7 tRNA genes are annotated in these 842 nt (G+C 50.5%); all 7 read right to left on the reverse strand.

The annotated features are described in order from the left end of the window. Nucleotides 1-6 precede the first annotated feature (6 nt). Nucleotides 7-90: transfer RNA gene (locus ACE6ED_RS29160), tRNA-Leu, on the reverse strand. 14 nt (nt 91-104) lie between these two features. Beyond that, nucleotides 105-177, reverse strand: a tRNA-Lys gene (locus ACE6ED_RS29165). 63 nt (nt 178-240) lie between these two features. Continuing rightward, nucleotides 241-315: transfer RNA gene (locus tag ACE6ED_RS29170), tRNA-Gln, on the reverse strand. 48 nt (nt 316-363) lie between these two features. Next, a tRNA-Val gene (locus ACE6ED_RS29175) sits at nt 364-439 on the reverse strand. 98 nt (nt 440-537) lie between these two features. Next, nucleotides 538-612 (reverse strand) — tRNA-Glu (locus ACE6ED_RS29180). A 7-nt stretch (nt 613-619) separates the two neighbouring features. Continuing rightward, a tRNA-Thr gene (locus ACE6ED_RS29185) sits at nt 620-695 on the reverse strand. A 1-nt stretch (nt 696) separates the two neighbouring features. Then, nucleotides 697-772 (reverse strand) — tRNA-Asn (locus ACE6ED_RS29190). Nucleotides 773-842: the final 70 nt, after the last annotated feature.

Genomic DNA, 842 nt, shown 5'->3' on the forward strand with positions numbered 1-842 from the left:
TTAAGATGGTGCGCGTGGAGGGACTTGAACCCCCACGTCAAAGACGCTAGATCCTAAGTCTAGTGCGTCTGCCAATTCCGCCACACGCGCATATTACATAAGAGTGAGCCATGAAGGACTCGAACCTTCGACACCCTGATTAAAAGTCAGGTGCTCTACCAACTGAGCTAATGGCTCATATTATGGAGCTCCGAACCTATCAGGTAAACTCCGAAGCCTATTCTATCCACAGAAGTAAAATGGCTGGGGATATAGGATTCGAACCTATGCATGACGGAGTCAAAGTCCGTTGCCTTACCGCTTGGCTAATCCCCATTATTGTAACCTTAGTGTGTCCATAAATCGCTGATCTATGAGTAGATATGGTGGAGGCTGAGGGGATCGAACCCCCGACCCTCTGCTTGTAAGGCAGATGCTCTCCCAGCTGAGCTAAGCCTCCAAAACCATTTAGGTACCCACTGCGTGATTACAAACCAATAAGGTGCACAAAAAAAAGAGACACGCAAGCGAGTCAAAAGCATAGCCATTCCAAAGGAATGGTGACCCGTAGGGGATTCGAACCCCTGTTACCTCCGTGAAAGGGAGGTGTCTTAACCCCTTGACCAACGGGCCACAAAAGTGGAGCTCTCAACCGGGATCGAACCGGTGACCTCATCCTTACCATGGATGCACTCTACCTACTGAGCTATGAGAGCATGGCTCCCCGAACAGGACTCGAACCTGTGACAACTCGATTAACAGTCGAGTGCTCTACCAACTGAGCTATCAGGGAATATTACGCTTGGCGACGTCCTACTCTCCCAGGACCCTTCGGTCCAAGTACCATCGGCGCTGGAGGGCTT

Source organism: Paenibacillus nanchangensis, assembly GCF_046543445.1.
Lineage (GTDB): Bacteria > Bacillota > Bacilli > Paenibacillales > Paenibacillaceae > Paenibacillus_AQ > Paenibacillus_AQ nanchangensis.